The 17,337-nt window shown below is 73.0% G+C and carries 17 protein-coding genes and 2 pseudogenes; 6 read left to right on the top strand and 13 right to left on the bottom strand.

The window, feature by feature from the left end:
* Positions 1-106: 106 nt before the first annotated feature.
* The 3 genes from AC0666_RS00800 to mce all read right to left on the bottom strand — a co-directional run bounded on the left by AC0666_RS00800 (position 107) and on the right by mce (position 6,530).
* Positions 107-1,045, bottom strand: coding sequence for a coiled-coil domain-containing protein (locus AC0666_RS00800; protein WP_356849393.1), 939 nt, complete (start codon positions 1,043-1,045; stop codon positions 107-109).
* 193 nt (positions 1,046-1,238) lie between these two features.
* Positions 1,239-5,774 (bottom strand): polarized growth protein Scy, encoded by a 4,536-nt coding sequence (gene scy, locus AC0666_RS00795; protein WP_478706864.1) that lies wholly within the window; start codon positions 5,772-5,774, stop codon positions 1,239-1,241.
* Positions 5,775-6,086: 312 nt separating this feature from the next.
* Complete coding sequence (mce, locus tag AC0666_RS00790; RefSeq protein ID WP_361714912.1) at positions 6,087-6,530, bottom strand: methylmalonyl-CoA epimerase; 444 nt, start codon at positions 6,528-6,530, stop codon at positions 6,087-6,089.
* Positions 6,531-6,667: 137 nt separating this feature from the next.
* Here mce and AC0666_RS00785 point away from each other — a divergent pair, with 137 nt between their 5' ends.
* Both AC0666_RS00785 and meaB read left to right on the top strand, forming a co-directional pair.
* On the top strand, positions 6,668-7,870 hold the full coding sequence (locus AC0666_RS00785) for an acetyl-CoA C-acetyltransferase (RefSeq protein WP_361714915.1): 1,203 nt from the start codon (positions 6,668-6,670) through the stop codon (positions 7,868-7,870).
* 78 nt (positions 7,871-7,948) lie between these two features.
* Positions 7,949-8,908 carry a methylmalonyl Co-A mutase-associated GTPase MeaB gene (meaB, locus tag AC0666_RS00780; protein WP_478706863.1) on the top strand — a complete coding sequence of 320 codons (960 nt, stop codon included), beginning with the start codon at positions 7,949-7,951 and terminating at the stop codon, positions 8,906-8,908.
* Between the two features lie 61 nt (positions 8,909-8,969).
* On the opposite strand, the gene AC0666_RS00775 is transcribed toward meaB, so the two are convergent.
* The 6 genes from AC0666_RS00775 to AC0666_RS00750 form a co-directional block, all read right to left on the bottom strand.
* Positions 8,970-9,044, bottom strand: a complete 75-nt coding sequence (locus tag AC0666_RS00775; protein ID WP_099895366.1) for a 50S ribosomal protein bL37 — start codon at positions 9,042-9,044, stop codon at positions 8,970-8,972.
* Between the two features lie 69 nt (positions 9,045-9,113).
* A complete protein-coding gene (locus AC0666_RS00770) occupies positions 9,114-9,356 on the bottom strand; it encodes a hypothetical protein (RefSeq protein ID WP_468963325.1) in 243 nt (80 codons plus the stop codon).
* A 117-nt stretch (positions 9,357-9,473) separates the two neighbouring features.
* The gene (locus AC0666_RS00765; RefSeq protein ID WP_468581568.1) at positions 9,474-9,950 is read right to left on the bottom strand and encodes a MarR family winged helix-turn-helix transcriptional regulator; all 477 of its coding nucleotides are present in this window, start codon (positions 9,948-9,950) and stop codon (positions 9,474-9,476) included.
* 62 nt (positions 9,951-10,012) lie between these two features.
* A complete protein-coding gene (locus AC0666_RS00760; protein WP_468963326.1) occupies positions 10,013-10,834 on the bottom strand; it encodes an AIM24 family protein in 822 nt (273 codons plus the stop codon).
* Positions 10,831-11,481, bottom strand: a complete 651-nt coding sequence (locus AC0666_RS00755; RefSeq protein WP_478706862.1) for an AIM24 family protein — start codon at positions 11,479-11,481, stop codon at positions 10,831-10,833. The genes AC0666_RS00760 and AC0666_RS00755 overlap by 4 nt, the downstream gene beginning before the upstream one ends.
* Positions 11,481-12,119 carry an AIM24 family protein gene (locus AC0666_RS00750; RefSeq protein WP_361714929.1) on the bottom strand — a complete coding sequence of 213 codons (639 nt, stop codon included), beginning with the start codon at positions 12,117-12,119 and terminating at the stop codon, positions 11,481-11,483. Before AC0666_RS00750 ends, AC0666_RS00755 begins: the two co-directional genes overlap by 1 nt.
* Before the next feature lie 153 nt (positions 12,120-12,272).
* Between AC0666_RS00750 and AC0666_RS00745 the strand changes: the two genes are divergently transcribed.
* Entirely contained in the window at positions 12,273-12,620 is a 348-nt protein-coding gene (locus tag AC0666_RS00745) for a DUF3817 domain-containing protein (protein ID WP_468963327.1), read from the top strand.
* The gene (locus AC0666_RS00740; protein ID WP_478706861.1) at positions 12,617-12,913 is read left to right on the top strand and encodes an MTH1187 family thiamine-binding protein; all 297 of its coding nucleotides are present in this window, start codon (positions 12,617-12,619) and stop codon (positions 12,911-12,913) included. Before AC0666_RS00745 ends, AC0666_RS00740 begins: the two co-directional genes overlap by 4 nt.
* A 5-nt stretch (positions 12,914-12,918) precedes the next feature.
* Here the strand turns inward: AC0666_RS00740 and AC0666_RS00735 are convergent, their stop codons facing one another.
* Both AC0666_RS00735 and AC0666_RS00730 read right to left on the bottom strand, forming a co-directional pair.
* The gene (locus AC0666_RS00735) at positions 12,919-13,371 is read right to left on the bottom strand and encodes a hypothetical protein (protein ID WP_468963329.1); all 453 of its coding nucleotides are present in this window, start codon (positions 13,369-13,371) and stop codon (positions 12,919-12,921) included.
* A gap of 29 nt (positions 13,372-13,400) precedes the next feature.
* Positions 13,401-13,727, bottom strand: coding sequence for a hypothetical protein (locus AC0666_RS00730; protein WP_478706860.1), 327 nt, complete (start codon positions 13,725-13,727; stop codon positions 13,401-13,403).
* Positions 13,728-13,877: 150 nt separating this feature from the next.
* Here AC0666_RS00730 and AC0666_RS00725 point away from each other — a divergent pair.
* Both AC0666_RS00725 and AC0666_RS00720 read left to right on the top strand, forming a co-directional pair.
* Positions 13,878-14,077, top strand: a pseudogene (locus AC0666_RS00725) (glycosyl transferase); the annotation flags it as partial.
* Positions 14,078-14,507: 430 nt separating this feature from the next.
* Positions 14,508-15,034: pseudogene (locus AC0666_RS00720) on the top strand (galactose oxidase early set domain-containing protein); the annotation flags it as partial.
* Between the two features lie 136 nt (positions 15,035-15,170).
* Here AC0666_RS00720 and AC0666_RS00715 read toward each other — a convergent pair.
* Together AC0666_RS00715 and AC0666_RS00710 are read right to left on the bottom strand one after the other, a co-directional pair.
* Positions 15,171-16,211, bottom strand: coding sequence for a glycoside hydrolase family 6 protein (locus AC0666_RS00715; protein WP_468963331.1), 1,041 nt, complete (start codon positions 16,209-16,211; stop codon positions 15,171-15,173).
* Between the two features lie 118 nt (positions 16,212-16,329).
* A complete protein-coding gene (locus AC0666_RS00710) occupies positions 16,330-17,322 on the bottom strand; it encodes an ArsR/SmtB family transcription factor (RefSeq protein WP_468581378.1) in 993 nt (330 codons plus the stop codon).
* Between the last annotated feature and the right edge of the window lie 15 nt (positions 17,323-17,337).

Genomic DNA, 17,337 nt, shown 5'->3' with positions numbered 1-17,337 from the left:
GCTAGAACGCCCGAGGGCCCTACGCCACCTCAAAGACGTGACATAAGGCCCTCGGGCAAGTGCGCCTCGACAGCACGGAGCGGCCGGTGCGCGAACGACCGGCGAACTAGCGGCTCTGCTGCGCCGGAACGCCTCGGGTCACCGGCTCGTCGTCGATCGGGGAGCCGGCGGCCGCGACGGCCGCACCGGTCAGCGTCGCCAGCATCTCGCGGACGTTGGTCAGCTGGGCGTTGATGGAGTCGCGGCGGTTGGTGAGCGCCGCCAGCTCGCGCTCGGACTCGCTGCGGATACGGTCCGCCTTGGCGTTGGCGTCGGCCACGATGTCCTCGGCCTGGCGCTGCGCGGTCTCCACGGTCTGACGGGCCCGGCGCTCGGCGTCCGTACGCAGCTTCTCCGCCTCCAGGCGCAGCTGCTCGGCGCGGTGCTCGATCTCCGCGAGGCGCTTCTCGGCCTTGGCCTGACGCGAGGCCAGGTCCCGCTCGGACTGCTCACGGCGCTTGGCCAGGTTGGTCTCGAAGTCCGCGGCGGCCTGGGCGGCCTTGGCGCGGGTCTCCTCGAACAGCGCGTCGGCCTCCTCGCGCTTGGAGGCCGCGTCCTTCTGCGCCTCGGCGCGCAGGGTGGCCGCGTCGCCCTTGGCCTTCTCGACGATGCGGACGCCCTCGTCCTCCGCCTTCGTCTTGCGGTCGGCGGCGAACGACTCGGCGTCGTTGCGCACCTGCTGGGCCGCCGACTCGGCCAGCTCGCGGTGCTGCTCGGCCGCCCGACGGGCCTCCTCGCGCAGGTCCTTGGCCTCCTCCTCCGCAAGGCGCAGGATCTTCTCGACCCGGGCGCCGAGACCCGCGTACGACGGCTCGGCGTCGCTCACCTGGGCCTGGGCGTTCTGCGTTTCGAGGTGCAGCTCCTCGATCCGCTTTTCCAGAGAGTTGATTCGTCCAAGGGCGCTGTCGCGGTCCGAGACCAGCTTGCTGATGCGGTCGTCCACCTGACCGCGGTCGTAACCACGCCGCACGAGCTCGAAGCCGAAGGGGGAGGAAGTGTCGCTCATGGGGTTCCTGTCGAATGAGACCGATGAGGTGCTACGTGAGGTGTTGGGGGAATCCTAGGCGCCCGAGCGGCGTGTCATCGAGTCAATCCCAGTTTGATCTGGACAATGACACCCCTTTTGAGTGGCAAGGCGACAGAATGCTTATCACTCGTTCGTGTGAACCTTCATCAGGAACACACAACTCCCACCGTGACTAGCTGTCCGACGCCTTACCACCTGAACGAGTGGAACCCGCGGTCGCCCCGGCCTTCACGCCCCCCGCCCCCTGGCCGCCGATCGCCGGCTTCCCGCCACCCGAGGGCGCCTCGAATGACTCCAACGCCTCAAGAACGTCCTGGACACGGGAGATCTCCGCCTGAATGTCCTCGCGCCTGCGCACCAGGACCTCCAGCTCGCGCCGCCCCTCCTCGACGAGCCGTTCGGCCTCCGCCTTCGCCTCCGCGAGCGCCTGCTCGGCCTGACGCGCCAGCTCGGCCTTCTTCTGCTCGGCCTCCTTCAGCAGCGCCTCGGCCTTGCGGACCGCGGCGATACGGACCTTGCTCGCCTCGCTGCTCGCGTCCGACACCAGAGCCTTGGCCTTGGCTTCGGCCGCCACGCTCTGCTCGGTCGCCGCACGGACCAGCTTGTCCACGCGCTCGCCGGCCGACTTCATCTGCTCGGCCGACTCCCGGCGGGCCCGCTCGTGCAGCTCCTCCACCTCGGACTCGACCCGGCCGCGCAGCTCCTCCGCCCGCTCCCTTATGGCCGCCGCGTCGGAACGCGCGCCGACCAGCAGCTCGTCCGCGTCCGTACGGGCCTTCTCCACCAGGGAGTTGCCCTCGACCGTCGCCTCCGAGGTGATCCGCACGGCCTCCTTGCGGGCGGCGTCGACCATCGCGTCCGCCTGCTCCTCGGCCGCCGTCGTCGCCGCGAGGGCCTGCTTCTGCGCCTCGGAGGTGAGCTTGTCCGCCTCCGCCGCGGCCTCGGTGATGAGCCGGTCCACCTGCTCCGCGGCCTCGGTGCGCCGCTTGTTGGCCTCCTCGCGGGCCTCGTCCAGCAGCCGCTCGGACTCGGCGCGGGCCTCCGTACGGGTGCGCTCCGCCGCGGCCGCCGCCTCGGCCTTGACCCGCTCGGCCTCCGCGCGGGTCCGGGTCGCGTGCTCCTGCGCCGAGGACAGCGCCTCCGACGCCTCCGCCCGCAGCCGTTCGGCCTCGGTGGCCGCCTCGCCGACGGTGCGCTCGTTGTCCTTGCGGGTCTGCTCGGTGAGCTTGTCCGCCTCCGCCGCGGCCTCGGTGATGAGCCGGTCCGCCTGCTCGGCGGCCTCGCTGCGCAGCCGGCCCGCCTCCGCGCGCGCCTCGTCGAGGGTCTGCTCGGCCTCCCGTTCGGCGGCCGCCAGCGTCTCGTTCGCCGCGACCGTGACCCGGTCCGCCTCCGCGGTGGCCTCGCCGATGATCCGGCCGCCCTCCGCCCGGGCGTCGTCGAGTACCTGGGCCGCCTCGGCCCGCAGCCGGTCGGCCTCCGCCGTCGCCTCACCGATCGTCAGCTCGTTGGCCGCACGGGTCTCGTCGACCAGGCGGTCGCCCTCGGTGCGGGCGTCGACCAGGATCCGTGCCGAGTCCCGCTCGGCCGCGGCCAGCGTGTCGGCCGCCTGCTTGGTGAGCCGCTCGGCCTTCGCCGTCGCCTCGCCGACCGTCGCCTCGTTCGCCGCGCGCGTCTCCCGCGTGAGCCGCTCGGCCTCGGACGCGGCCTCGGTGACCAGCCGGTCCGCCTGTTCGGCGGCGTCGCTGCGCAGCCGGTTCGCCTCCGCGCGGGCCTCGTCCAGCGTGTTCGCCGCCTCGGCGCGGGTGGCGTCCGCGGCCGCGACGGCCTCGGAGGTCAGCCGCTCCGCCTCCGCCGCGGCCACCTCGACGGTGGCCGCGTTCGCCGCGAGCGTCTCCTCGGTGATCCGCTCGGCCTCCGCCGTCGCCTCGGCGACGATCCGGCCGCCCTCGGCACGGGAGGCCTCCAGGGACTCCGCCGCCTCGCCGCGGATCCGGTTCGCGTCCGCACGGGCGTCGGCCCGGGTCCGGGCCGCGTCGCGCTCGGCCGCGGCCAGCGCGTCCGTGGCCTCCGTACGCACCCGCTGCGCGTACTCGGCGGTGTCGCTGCGCAGCTGCTCCGCCTCGGCGATCGCGTCGCTGACGGTCCGCTCGGCCAGCGCCTTCGCCGCGTCCGTCTCGGCCCGGGCCTCGCTGCGGATGCGGTTCGCGTCCTCGGTGGCCCGCTCGCGCTCCTCGTAGGCGTCCTTGCGGACCCGGCCGGCCTCCTCCTCGGCCTCCGTCCGCGTCCGCTCCGCGGCGTGCTCGGCCGCGCTGCGCAGCCCGGCGACCTCCTCCTCGGCCTGCTCGTGCAGACCGGCCACCGCATCGCGCACCTGCTGGGCGGTGGCCTCGGCCGCCGACACCAGCTCCGCGGCGCGCCGCTCCGCCTCCTCGGTCAGGCGGGCCGCCTCGGCCTGCGCCTCCTCCGAGCGCCTGCGGGCCGCGGCGAGCAGCTCCTCGCTCTGCTCGCGGGCCTGCGCCCGCTCGTTGTCCGCGTCGGTACGGGCCGACGCCAGGGTCTCCTCGGCCTCCCGGCGACGCCGGGACGCCTCCTCGGCGGCAGCGGCCAGCGCCTCGGCCGCCTCCTCGGCGACCCGTTCGGCGGCGGCCTTCGCCTCCGCGCGCAGCCGGTCCGCGGTGTCCTGCGCCTCGGAGCGCACCCGCTCCGCCTCGGCCTCGGCCTCGCTGCGCAGCCGTACGGCGATCTGCTCGGCCTCGGCCCGGACCCGACCGGCGTCCTGCGCCGCTTCGGTGCGCAGCTGCTCGGCCTCCGACTCGGACTGCGCCTGGAGGGTGCGGATCCGCTCCGCCGACTCGGCGCGCAGCCGGTCGGTCTCCTCGGTGGTCTCCCGGCGGATGTTCTCCGCCGCACCGCGGGCGTCGCGCAGGGTCTGCTCGGCCGTGGACAGCCGGCTCTCCGCCTCCGCGTGCAGGCGTACGAGCTCCTCCTCGGCCTCCGTCCGCTTCGCGGCCAGGGCCTGCTCGGTCTCCTCGCGCCGCGCGCGGGCCGCCGCGTCCGCCTCGGTGCGGACGGCCTCGGCCTGCTCCTCGGCCTCGGCGCGCAGCCGCTCCGCCTCGGCGCGGGTGCGCTCCAGGGTCTCCTCCGCCTGCCGGCGCAGGGTGGTGGCCCGCTCGACGGCCTCGGCGCGGACCCGCTCGCTCTCGGCGCTCGCACCGGCGCGCAGTTCGTCCGCGTCGGCCTTGGCCTTGCCGAGCAGCTCCTCGGCGGTCTTCGCCGCTTCCTCGATCTGCTGGACGGCCTCACGGCGGGCCTCGCCGCGGATCCGCTCGCCCTCGGCGACGGCCTCGGCGCGCAGCTGCTCGGCCTCGCCGCGCAGGCGCCGCGCCTCCTCCTGGAGTTCGACCGTACGGGCCCGGTACTCCTCGGTGTCGTCCTTGGCCGCGCCCTTGAGCTCGTCGGCCGTGGCCGCCGCCTGGGCGCGCAGCCGCTCCGCCTCCGCCTCGGCCTCGCGGCGGATCCGCTCGGCCTCCTCGGACGCGGCGCGGGTGGTGGCCTGCGCGTCCTGCGAGGCCTTGTTCAGTACGTCCTCTGCCGTCCGGGCGGCCTTCGCGAGCTGGGCCGCGGTGTCCTCGGCCGCCGCCGCACGCGCCTGCTCGCCGGCCTCGGTACGCAGCCGCTCGACTTCCGCGCGGGCGTCGGCGAGGGTCTGCTCGGCCTCCGCCTTGAGGGCCTCGGCCTCCTTGGTGGCCTCGCCGACCAGCCGGGCCACCTGCTCCTTGGCGGTGCGGGTGCGCTGCTCGTTGACCGACTCCGCCGACGCGAGCTGGCGGGCGGCGCTCTCCTTGGCCTCCGCGAGGACCTTCTCGGCCTGGGCGCGGGCCTCGCGCAGGGCCCCGTCGGCCTCCTGGACCCGCTGCTCGGCCACCCGGCCGAGGTCCAGGGTCTGCTGCCGGGTCAGCTCGGCCTCGGCGGTGGTGCTCGAACGCAGCCGCTCCGCGTGCTCGGTGGCCTCCTGGGCCTGCGCGGAGGCGGCGGTCAGCAGCCGCTCGGCCTCCTTGCGGGCGCGCAGCAGGGTGGCCTCGGCCTCGGCGCGGGCCGCCTCCGCGTCGGCGGCCATCCGGCGCCGGGTCTCCTCGGCGACGCGGGCGGCCTCGGCGCGGGCGGCGTTCAGGGACTGCTCGGCCTCGGCGCGGGACTCCTCCATGAGCCGGCGGGCCTGGGCCTCGGTACGGGCGCGCAGCTGCTCGGCCCACGCCACGTTCTCGTTGACGTGCGCCTCGACGGTCTGGCGGCGCTCGTTGAGTTCCTGGTCGAGCCGCTGGCGCCGGTTGACGGCCTCGGCGTGCAGCTCGGCCTGCAGGCGGGCCTGGTGCTCCGCGTGCTCCTGGAGGATGCGCTGGGTCTGCGCCCGGGCGTCGCGCAGCTCGCGCTCGGCGTCCGAGCGCATCTGGTCGGCCTGGACCTGGGCATTGCGGAGCAGCTGCTCGGCCTGGTAGCCCATGTCCGCACTGTCGTAGGCGGGGCGGGACGCCAGAGCGCGCCGTACCTCGTGGAGCTTCGCACGCAGCACCTCGACCTGGTAACCGAGGTCCTCGGCGTGCTGGACGGCCTTCCCGCGCTCCTTCTTCAGCCGCTCCATCTCGGCTTCGAAGCGCGTGAGATGGTCGGCTTCAGCCTGATGGCTCTCCTGGCTTTCGTAGCCCCGCACAGCGCGGTCCCATCCGTCCCCTGGTCGCAAGCTCACTCCCAAATGAGCACCGTCCGCCCGCTGAACGGCGCCCCCGGGGGAATGGTGTCAGATACCGGGGCAGGGGTCACAGGCCCCGACCCCGTCTCCGCACCGAACCCCGGCCGAGCCACGGCCACTCTACCGGCCGGGGAATCGGGACATCAGTGCGCTGGTGCACGGATCGTCCGCTTCCGGTATGCGGACGTCCGGTTTGTGATCAAGAAGAAACGGAAGAAGCGGGGCGGGGTGCTCGCGGCCGGGACCTTCCCGGGCCGCGAGCACCCCGCGCCGTCAGTGCCCGGCGCCGGCCTCCTGCGGGGCGGAGGTGACCAGTTCCGTGAGCACCCCGTGGCAGTCCTTGGGGTGCAGGAAGGTGATGGAGGACCCCATCGAGCCGGTGCGCGGCTGGTCGTAGAGGACGCGTACGCCCTTGCCGCGGATGGCCTCGGAGTCGCCCTGGACGTCCTCGGTGCCGAAGGCGATGTGGTGGACGCCCTCGCCGTTCTTGGCGAGCCACTTGCCCACCGCGGAGTCCTCGCGGGTGGGCTCCAGGAGCTGGAGGTAGGAGGCCCCGCCGTCGGAGGTCTCGTTGATCTTGAGCATGGCCTCGCGCACACCCTGCTCCTCGTTGACCTCGGTGTGGAACACCTCGAAGCCGTACGTGGCACGGTAGAACTCGACGGTCTTGTCGAGGTCGAAGCAGGCGATCCCGATGTGGTCGATTCTTGTCAGCATGGGACCAGTGCACCGCCGAGGAGGGTTGTCACGCAACGTGCCAGCGATCACACCGACTGCCCGGTGACGGCGCGGGTACCGCTCAGTACATTCAGGTAAACCCTCGTTCACTCCTCATCTTCAAGGGGCTGTGCCTCATGTCCGGAACGAACAACACCACGTCCGTGATCGTCGCCGGGGCCCGCACGCCCATGGGACGGCTGCTCGGCTCGCTGAAGTCCTTCTCGGGCGCCGACCTCGGCGGCTTCGCCATCAAGTCCGCCCTGGAGCGGGCCGGCATCGCCGGCGACCAGGTCCAGTACGTGATCATGGGCCAGGTGCTGCAGGCCGGTGCGGGCCAGATTCCCGCCCGCCAGGCCGCCGTCAAGGCCGGCATCCCCATGAACGTGCCCGCGCTCACCATCAACAAGGTGTGCCTCTCCGGCCTCGACGCGATCGCCCTGGCCGACCAGCTGATCCGCGCCGGCGAGTTCGACATCGTGGTGGCGGGCGGCCAGGAGTCCATGACCAACGCCCCGCACCTGCTGCCGAAGTCCCGCGAGGGCTACAAGTACGGCGCGATCGAGATGCTCGACGCGATGGCCTACGACGGCCTGACCGACGCCTTCGAGAACATCGCGATGGGCGAGTCCACCGAGAAGCACAACACCCGCCTCGGCATCGAGCGCGCCCCGCAGGACGAGTTCGCCGCCGCCTCGCACCAGCGGGCCGCGGCCGCCCAGAAGAACGGCGTCTTCGAGGCCGAGATCACCCCGGTCGAGATCCCGCAGCGCAAGGGCGAGCCGGTCGTCTTCTCCCAGGACGAGGGCATCCGCCCCGAGACCACGGCGGAGTCCCTCGGCAAGCTGCGCCCCGCGTTCGCCAAGGACGGCACCATCACCGCCGGCACCTCCTCGCAGATCAGCGACGGCGCCGCGGCCGTCGTCGTGATGAGCAAGGCCAAGGCCGAGGAGCTGGGCCTGGAGTGGATCGCCGAGATCGGCGCCCACGGCAACGTGGCCGGCCCCGACAACTCCCTCCAGTCGCAGCCGTCGAACGCGATCCTGCACGCCCTGAAGAAGGAGGGCCTGGAGGTTTCCGACCTGGACCTCATCGAGATCAACGAGGCCTTCGCGGCGGTCGCCGTGCAGTCAATGAAGGACCTGGGCGTGACCCCGGAAAGGGTGAACGTCAACGGTGGCGCCATTGCCCTCGGCCACCCGATCGGCATGTCCGGTGCCCGTGTGGTGCTGCACCTGGCGCTGGAGCTGAAGCGCCGCGGCGGCGGGGTCGGCGCGGCCGCGCTGTGCGGTGGCGGCGGCCAGGGCGACGCCCTGATCGTCCGCGTCCCGAAGGCGTAACCCCCTGCGGACCGGTGCCGGCGCCGGCGCCGGCACCCGTACCCGTACCCGTAGCGAGATCCGAGGAGCGCAGCACGTATGACGGTGGACGTCCCCCAGCTGGTGGCCCAGGCGCGTGAGGGCCGGCCCAGAGCGGTGGCCCGGCTGATCTCCCTGGTCGAGGGGGCGTCCCCGCAGCTGCGCGAGGTGATGGCGGCCCTGGCCCCGCTCACGGGCGGGGCGTACGTGGTGGGCCTGACGGGATCGCCCGGCGTCGGCAAGTCCACGTCCACCTCGGCGCTGGTCTCCGCGTACCGCAAGGCGGGCAAGCGGGTCGGCGTGCTCGCCGTCGACCCGTCCTCGCCCTTCTCCGGAGGGGCGCTGCTCGGCGACCGGGTGCGGATGTCGGACCACGCCTCCGACCGCGGGGTCTACATCCGCTCCATGGCCACCCGCGGGCACCTGGGCGGTCTGGCCTGGGCCGCCCCGCAGGCGATCCGCGTCCTGGACGCGGCCGGCTGCGAGGTGATCCTGGTGGAGACGGTCGGGGTCGGCCAGTCGGAGGTGGAGATCGCCTCCCAGGCCGACACCTCGGTGGTGCTGCTGGCCCCCGGGATGGGCGACGGGATCCAGGCCGCGAAGGCGGGCATCCTGGAGATCGGCGACGTCTACGTGGTGAACAAGGCGGACCGGGACGGCGCGGACGCCACCGCCCGGGAGCTGAACCACATGCTGGGCCTCGGGGAGTCCCGGGGCGCGGGCGACTGGCGTCCGCCGATCGTCAAGACGGTCGCCGCGCGCGGTCAGGGCATCGACGAGCTGGTCGAGGCGCTGGAGAAGCACCGGGCGTGGATGGACGAGCGGGGCGTGCTGGCCGAGCGCCGGACGGCCCGGGCCGCGCGCGAGGTGGAGACCATCGCGGTGACCACCTTGCGGGCCCGGATGGCGGACGTGCACGGGGACGCCCACCTGGGCGCCCTGGCGGGCCGGGTCGCGGCGGGCGAGCTGGACCCGTACGCGGCCGCGGACACGCTGCTGGCGACGCTGACCGAGGCCTGAACGCGAGAGCCGCGCCCCGATCGATCGGGGCGCGGCTCTCGTACGTCTGTCAGCGGACCGGTCAGGCGTTGGGACGCTTGCCGTGGTTCGCCTTCTTCTTCTTGCGTGCTCGCTTCTTGTTGCCGCGCTTGGCCATGAGCCACTCCCTCGAAGATCGGGGTAAACCGGGCGCTCGCCAGTCTAGGGTCGGCCGCACCCGTCCGCATCAGAAACCGCGGACGTGCCAGACGGCGTCGTCCCTGTCGACGGATTCCACGACACCCGGGTACTTCTTCAGCGCGGCCGCCGCGGCCTCCTCGGCGTCCACGTCGGCGCGGGCCGCCGCCGAGACGGGGGCGGTTCCCGCCGTGTCGGCGGTGTGCGCGGCGGCTGCGGCCGCCGCCGGGCCCCCGATCATCAGGGCCACGGCCGCGGCCGACGCGACGTACGCCTTGTGCTTGCGGTGCATGCTGACCTCCTCGGGCCGGCCATGCGCTCACACTGCTGGCGGTGACCGGCGAGCGGGCATTGCCCACGCATTTTCCGGCTGCCGCCGGGGACGGCACCCGGAGCCGGTGCGGGCCGGTCAGACCTTGCCGCGCTGGTCGCGCAGGTGGGCGGCCACGGGCTCCAGTGAGGCCCGCAGCGCCGCCAGGGCCTCCGGCGGCAGCAGGTCGATGAAGTGCCGGCGGACGGACGCCACGTGGTGCGGGGCGACCTTCCGCATGAGCTCCATGCCCTCGTCGGTCAGTACGGCGTACAGGCCCCGGCGGTCGGACTCGCAGTTCACGCGGACGACCAGGCCGGCCGTCTCCATCCGGGTGATCTGGTGGGACAGCCGGCTCTTGGACTGGAGCGTCGACGTCGCGAGGTCGCTCATCCGCATCCGGTGGTCCGGCGACTCCGAGAGGTTCACGAGGATCTCGTAGTCGTTGTTGGTGAGTCCGAAAGGCTGGAGATCCTTTTCCAGCTGGTGCATCAGCAGTCTGCTGACGTCCAGGTGGGTGCGCCAGGCGCACTGCTCGGCGTCGGTCAGCCAGCGCGTGGGCGTCTCGGTCTCCATGGTCTCCATGAATGAACTCTACCTAAGAAGTTGAATGACGTACAAAGCAGGAAAGCCGAAGATCACAGCCCGAGGCGCCGCTGGATGTCACCCAGCTGCCCCGGCATCCGCGGCACGCCGAGCTGGCCCAGCGGGCCCTGCCCGCCGCCGTGACCGGCCCCGGGCACGCCCGCCGACTCGGCGCCGGCGCCGACCGCCCCGACCGACTGCTCCGCCATCAGCATCTCCGACGACTGGAGCAGCACCGTCCCGGCGCCGACGAACTCGAACTGGTGCTCCTCGCCCGAGGTGCCGCCGAGGCCGGTCAGCGAGCGCAGCCCGCCGATGACACCCGACATGTACCCGTGATCGTAGTGGTGGCAGGGGGAGGGGCAGTCCGCCCAGCCCACCAGCGCCTGCGGGTCCACCCGCAGGGGGGGCTCCATGAACACCACCGGTCCGTTCGAGGCGGCCACGAACTTCCCCGTGCCGATCAGCGTCAGGAAGCCCGGCACGATCGACTGCTTCAGCGCGAGCGAGGGCTGGTACGCCAGCAGGTTCCCCGACCGGATCGTCAGGTTCCCGTCGTCCAGGTCGTACGAGTTCACGTCGAAGGCCCGGTCGGCGAGCAGCATCTTGCCCTGCCCCTCGGCCACCACCCAGTCACTGGCGTGCAGCGGCGAATGGAAGCTGGTGCGCAGCAGCCGGTCGAAGCGCCCGTTGCCGATGCCGTTGAACTCGATGCGCCCGTAGTAGGCGATCATCTTGCCCTTCTGCAGGAACCACTGGCTCCCCTTCAGCTCCACGCAGAAGGTGTACGCGTTCACGTTGTCGTCGGAGGGCAGGGTGTACGGGTCGAAGACCGTCGGGCCGCCCGGGCCACCGGTCACGGGACCAAAGTTCACAGCTTCTCCTCCGACGCCTGTACGTACACCGCGCCCTGACCCGACAGCTCCAGCTGGAACGCCTCGCCCGAACCGCGCCCGACCATGTCCCGCCAGCCCAGGGCCGCGGAGAGCTTGTTCCTGACCTCGCCGTGGTGGGCCACGTACGCCTGCGGGTCGACGTGGACGGGCCGGTTCGGGGTGATGGGGAGCTCGATGACCCCGCCATGGGCCATGACGGCGACCGAACCGTGGCCCTTGAGGGTGGTGGTGAACAGGCCCTGGCCGGTCACCTGGCCGCGCACCATGCCCATGACGCCGCCCTGCGAGCCCATGAACATCGTGCCCTGCTGCAGGGTGCCGTCGAAGGCCAGCAGCCGGTCGGCCTCGACGTAGAGGGTCTCGCCGGTCAGGTTGATCACCTGGATGTGGTGGCCGCCGTGGCCGAACATCACGGTGCCGCTGCCCTCGACGGCCATCAGCGGGGTCTGCTCGTTCGCCACGCGGCGCCCGATCATGCCCATCACCCCGCCCTGGCCGCCGGTCAGGCTCGGGGTGAAGGAGACATCGCCCCGGTACGCGAGCATCGCGCCGCGCTGGCTGTACATCTTCTGCCCCGGGACGACCTGGGCCTCGACCATCTTCGAGTTGATCTCGCGGAACGGCATCAGATGTCGCCCCCGATCGTGTTGCGCTCGCTGGGCTGCACGTACACCAGGCCCTCGCCCTCGAAGCGGATCTGGAACGCCTCGCCGGAGCCCTCGCCGATCAGGGTGCGGAAGGTGACCCCCGACTGGAAGGACTGCTGGAGGTTGCCGGTGTGCGCGATGTACGCCCCCGGGTCGACGGAGAGCGGGTACTGGGCGCTGACCCGCAGCACCACCGCCGGGCCGTCGGACATGATCGCCGCCTGGCCGCTGCCCTCGACGGTGGTGGTGAACAGGCCGTTGCCCGTCGCCCCGCCGCGCAGGCCGGTGAAGGTGGTGCCGGTGCGCAGGCCGGCGTCGGTGCACAGGAGGTTGCTGGACTCGACGTACAGCTTCTCGCCGCGCAGATCGACGAGATTGATCTCGCTCGCGCGGTCGGCGAAGAAGCAGGTGCCGTGCCCTTGCACCTCCATCACGGTCATCTGTTCGCCGGTCAGCCGGCGGGTCACCATGCCGCGCAGGCCTTCGCCGCCGCCGGTCATCTTCTTGAAGGCCATCTGGCCGTCGTACGCGACCATGGAGCCGTTTTTCGCTTTGACGGCATCCCCGGTCAGGTCGACGGCGAGCACCTTGCTGCCTTGGAGTCGGAACTGAGCCACGGGATGACGTTATCGGCAGCGGGCGGAGGCCGACAGGGCACGGTGGCCGATACGCGGTGCCCGGGGGCGCCCGTGCGTACCCCAGGTCAAGATCGACCGGGGTGGCTGAGACACTGGGACGGACCCCCGCCGCCCCACGCAAAGGTTCCGTACGTGGACATCAAGACCGCTTCCGCCCTGCACCGGCTGCGCCTCATCTCCGTACCGGAGGCACTGTCGTTCCCGGCCCTGCTGATCTTCGGCTCGCTGCTGAGCCGGATCTCGGACATCGACTACCTCATGATGCCGCTGGGCGGGCTGCACGGGATCCTGTTCCTCATCTACGTGGTCTTCCTGCTGGACGTCTGGAACAAGGCGAAGTGGCCGGCGAAGAAGGCGGCGCTCTTCTTCCTCCTGGCCCTGGTGCCCTTCGGCGGGCTCTACGGCGACAAGCTGCTCAAGCGCGAGGAGGCTGCGAGCGTCATGGCGGCCCGGGCGCGGCGCGAGGCGGCGAGCGCATGATCGTCGCGTTCTCGGTGACCCCGCTGGGGGTCGGCGAAGAGGTCGGCGCATACGTGGCCGAAGCGGTGCGGGTCGTGCGCGAGTCGGGGCTGCCGAACCGCACGGACGCGATGTTCGCCTCGGTCGAGGGGGAGTGGGACGAGGTGATGGACGTCGTCCGGCGCGCGGTGGCGGCGGTCGAGGCCAGGGCTCCGCGGGTCTCGCTCGTCCTGAAGGCCGACATCCGCCCCGGGGTGACGGACGGTCTGACCTCCAAGGTGGCCACGGTGGAACGCCACCTCACGGCGGGCTGACACGCTCATACGGCGTGGATGTGCACATCGGGCGGATTCAGCACGGCCAGATAAGCCGCGATGTCTTCCGGGTCGCTGGTGAAGATCACCGCGCTGCCGTGTTTCGTGGCGGCCAGGGCGACGCAGGCATCCACCGCGTCGGGCCGTTTCTTCGGTGGGAGTTGGGCTTGCCCCAGGACGGTGCCGATCCGGTGCCAGTCGGCCAGGTCGAAGCCCGTCGCGCAGGCGATGCACTCAGGCCGGCCCGCCCTGGTATCGCGCATCGGCGGGGCCGAGCTTCGAGCCTGCGGCACCGTGCAGTCTCTTAGGGTGGTGGCCAGTCCGCGCACGAGCGCCGGATTCGGGCGCCATGCCTGGGCCAGCACCGGCCCGAGGACCAACGCCCGGTGAGGGGTGGCTTTCAGCGCTTCATGCAGGTGGGCCGGCTTGGCTTTGCGGTCTGCCAGAGCGATCAGCATTCCCGTGTCGTAGACAGGGACCCTTGCATTCACGCGGCCTCTCCGGGGCGGGCACCGGCTCGATCCGGCCCATAGACGAGGTCGAGGGCGGATTCGACCTCCCGTTGCTCCTGTGCGGTCAACTCGCCGGCCGGCGGAACGGCCTCCGGAGGGACGCCGGCAGCCTCGGCCTCGGCCGCTGCGATGATGGCGTCAACGCCCGCGAATTGATCCTCTATGGCCTCGGTCTCGGCCATCTGCCGTGTTGCCGCGTGGACGAGGTATGCGGAGACATCCAGGCCGGCACGCTCGGCGTGTCGCCTGATGCGGTCGGCCTGGTGCTCCTCAAGGCTGATGCTGATCCTGGTCTTGGCCACAAACGTTGTGTATGACGCGTATTACGCCGGGCCAAGGGCGGCGTTCTCCGGGTGCTGCCCGCCCCTCGGCGTGCTGCTTCCCCGCTCGCCGGCTCATGTGCTCAGGGGTGAGCACCTCCAAGGTGTCCCCGGTGGAGGGCCACCTGTGTGCTGTTCATGCTCGTCCACGTCGTCTCCGTGGCCCACACCACGATGGCGGCCCGCGACCCCGTGCCCGTACCGCCCCAACCCGGTACGAAGTCGCCTTCCTGACGCCGTACGTCCCCGGCAAAGAGCCGCTCACGATGGCGCGCGACACCCTCCGCGCCGCGGTGGAGCTGCGGCACGACGGACCGCTCGACGTGTGGCTGGGCCGCCGTCCTCGCGGTCTCTCCGGCCTCATCGGCCCGCCTCGGCCACACCCACGCGGCCATGCACGCCTGGGCGGTGCTCGCCCTGCTGATCCCCTCGCGCCCGTGGCCGTGTGGGGCGCGGGCCTGCTGCGCGGCCGCCGCGCCCCGGCGCGGGCGCGCCTGGGCCTCGGGCGTCCCCACGGGCCGGGCGAGGAGCCGGAGCCGGCGTTCGCCACGACCACGGGAGGGAGCCGACCCATGCCCCACCGGCCTTCGAAGCAGTTCAAGAACACCGTTCTGGGCACCGGGGCCGTGGTGGTGCTGGCGGCGCTCAACGCCCCGGCCGCGCTGACGTTCGCGCAGGAGAGGTACCACGCGTACAAGATCGGGCAGTCCAGCTACAAGATTGCAGTACGGGTCGTGGGGGCTGGTCGGGCTCCGAGGAGTGCGGGGCGCCAGCGACATCCGCAAGGCGCAGTTCTACTACCCGCGCACCGGCTCCTTCAGGGCCGCGGCCGACCCGGCGGTCGGCCGCAACTACCACTCGGAGGCGCTGCTGCTGCCCGACGGGCGGGTGGCCACCTTCGGCTCCGACCCGCTCTTCGCGGACAAGGACAACACCAGGCTGGGGAAGTTCGAGCACCGGCTGGAGGTGTACCGGCCGCCGTACCTGTACCGGGATCCGGCGCGGCGTCCCGTACTGGGCGCGGGGCCGCAGGAGTTCGGCGAGGACGGGCGGGCGACCTTCGAGGCGGCGCACCCCGAGCGGATCGAGCGGGCCCGGCTGATGCGGCCGAGCGCGGTCACATACACCACCGACGGGAGCAGCGGTCGGTCGCGCTCGGACTGACGAAGACGGCCGGCACGGTCACGGTGGAGGTGCCGCGGGATCCGACGCCGGTGCCGCCGGGCTGGTACATGCCGTTCGTGACCGACGCCGACGGGACGCCCTCGGAGGCGAAGTGGCTCCGGGTACGGGCGCCGGCACCGGAGCCTGCACCCGAGCCCGCGGCGGAGCCTGCGGCCAGGCCTGCGGTCGAGCCTGCGAGCAGGCCCGCGGCGAAGCCCCGGCCGTGGTAGCCCCGGCGGCCCGCGCCCCGCCCCGGCCGCCTCACTCCTTGGCGCGGCGGGCGAGGCCGAGGGCGTAGTCCGGCCACCAGGTGCCGGCCGACGGACCGCCGCGGCAGGGCCCGTCGGACTCGCCGGGCCGCTTGATCCACAGGTACGCGTCGACGAGCGGGTCGCCCGTCCGGTCGGTCGGCGGGACGCCGAGCGCCCGGCCCGGCGGATTGCACCAGGCCTCCTGCCCGTGCCCCGCGAGCGGGCCCGCGCCGTTGCGGCTGGTGTCGAGGACGAAGTGCTTGCCGTGCGCGGCCTTGGAGAGCGCGGCGCCGTACGCCCGGCCCGCCGCGTCGGGCTGGAAGTTGGAGACGTTGAGCGAGAAGCCGTCGGCGCGGTCGAGCCCCGCCCTGCGGAGGGGTTCGACCAGCTTGGCCGGATCCGGGACCCAGGCCGGGTTCCCGGCGTCGAGGTAGACCTTGGTGTTCCGGTTCTTCTTCAGCCGGGTCACGGCCTCCGCGAGGAGGCGCAGCCGCTCCTCGTGGCGGTCGGGTCGGGTGCAGCCGTCCACGACGTGGGGGACGGCGTCCGGTTCCAGGATCACCACGGCCCTGGCCGCGCCGACGCCGTCGGCGAAGGCGCCGATCCACTTGCGGTAGGCGACGGCGTCGGCCGCTCCGCCCGCGGAGTGCTGCCCGCAGTCCCGGTGGGGGATGTTGTAGGCGGTGAGCACCAGGGTCCGGCCGGCCGCCGCGGCGCTCCGCGCGGCCCGGCGGATCTCCGGCCCGGGATCCCCGCCCGGTACCCACAGGGCCATGGGCCGCTCCGAGATCCGGCGCAGCAACTGGGCGTCGCCGTTGCGGCCCTGGGCCTCCCAGGCCGCGACCTGCCGGGCGGCGTCGCTCTGCGGGTCCACCCAGAACGGCGACTCCGCCGGCGCCGCCTGCGCCGGGGCCTCGGCCGGCGCGCGCGGAGGGGCGGGCTCCGGAGTCGAGGGCGCAGGGGTGCAGGCGGCCCCCGCGGCGAGCAGCAGCGCGATACCGGTGAGGGTGGTGGTGAGGGGGCTGGGACGGTGGCGGCGTCGGCCTGGCATCCGGCTTCCTCGGGGCGAAGGGATGGTGCCGCGGACCGGTTGGCGCGGACCGTGACATCGTGACACGGCGGTCACACACCGTCAGCCCGCGACACCGGGGCGGCCGGGCGCCCGGCTGCTACGGCACCGAGCCCGTGGTCAGCGCGATGCCCACGGGGGTGCGCTCGTAGAGCACCTGGTGGCCGTGCCGGGCCGAGACCAGCAGGCCCGCACCGTGCAGGGCCTTCAGATGTGCGGAGACCGTGGCGGGCGCCAGCCCCAGCCGGTGGGCCAGTGCCGTCGTCGAGGCCGGCTCGTGCAGCGCGCACAGCACCTCCGCCCGGGCCCGGCCCAGCAGCCGGGCCAGCGCCGGCGGGGCCGGCCCCTCGGGCGCCGTCCACAGCGCTCCGATCCCGCGCGCCGGATACACCAGGGTCGGCTGCCACGGAGGGTCGTACCCGCCGACCACCTGCGGCCAGACGAACGCACTCGGCATGAGCAGCAGGCCCTGTCCGTCGAGCGAGCGGTCGTGGTGCCCCGGGCGCCGGATGGTGAGCGTGCTGCCGTGCCACCGCAGATCCGGGTGGAGGCCGTCGAACAGCGCCTCCAGCCCGCCCGCGGCCAGCCGCCGCGAGTGGAAGAGGATGTCCGCCTCCAGCAGGGCCCGCAGCCGCGGCCAGTGCGGGGCGACCAGCGCCTGCCAGGCCTGCTCGTACAGGTCCGCCAACTCCCGTACGGCCCGCGCCGGATCCGCGAGCATCCGCTCCCCGATCGCGCTCTGCGCCGCGCCCGGGGTGCAGACCAGGGCCCGGCGCAGGTCCTCGCCCACCGCGTCGGGGACGGCGGCCGCGGCCCGCACCCGCGCCAGTTCCTCCTCGATGGTGACGTAGGGCCCGACCGGAGGCGGGCTCAGGAAGTCCGGATTGTGGCCGGCACGCGGCATCAGCAGCCACAGCGGGCGCAGGTCCAACCCGTCGGCCGCCGCCCTGATCTGCCGCAACCACGGCAGGTGGTAGACGTGCCGGGCCGGGCGGAGCAGCGTCCGTACGGCCTCCTGCGTCTCCCAGCGCGGCGAGACGCCGAACCGGCAGCGCAGCAGGTCGTCCGCCCCGAAGCGGAAGTGGAACCCCATGCGGCCGTGCCCCCC

Source organism: Streptomyces sp. NPDC043680 (genome assembly GCF_056436685.1).
The sequence above is the reverse complement of the archived record's forward strand: the minus strand, read 5'-3'. Positions and strand labels throughout refer to the sequence as shown.